General features: G+C 59.5%; 1 protein-coding gene. It reads left to right on the top strand.

Annotated elements, in window-relative coordinates:
- Positions 1-181: 181 nt before the first annotated feature.
- Positions 182-444 (top strand): transposase (locus tag Q673_RS24645; RefSeq protein WP_031217863.1); only part of this gene is annotated, 263 nt, incomplete at its 3' end.

Here is a 444-nt window from a genome sequence, read left to right as displayed (position 1 = left end):
GCCGAGGAGGCCTCCAGGGTGATGCCAGTGGCATCACTTGGGCGGCGGTGCCGAGGAGGCCTCCGGGGTGATGCCACTGGAATCACTTGATCGGCGGTGCCGGAGGAGGCCTCCAGGGTGAAGTGGTCCAATTGGAGCGGACACCCCGATAAGCCTCATAATGGAGGCCATGGAGGTGTTCATGACCAAGAAGACTCGACGTCGGTATTCCGATGAATTCAAGGCGGATGCGGTGAGCCTGGTGACCGAACAGGGGTATGCCGTATCTGAGGCAGCCCGGCGGCTGGGGGTTGACCGTAGCCTGTTGGACCGTTGGTGCCGCAAGCACCGTCAGCAGGACTCTGGCATTCCGGCGCGGAAAGAGGACGATCGCGACGCCGAGATCAAGAAACTTCGCGAAGAAGTTCGTAAGTTACGGATTGAAAAGGAGGTTTTAAAAAAGGC

The organism is Halomonas sp. PBN3, from assembly GCF_000475415.1.
Lineage (GTDB): Bacteria > Pseudomonadota > Gammaproteobacteria > Pseudomonadales > Halomonadaceae > Halomonas > Halomonas shengliensis.
This window is presented reverse-complemented; position numbering and strand designations above follow the sequence as displayed.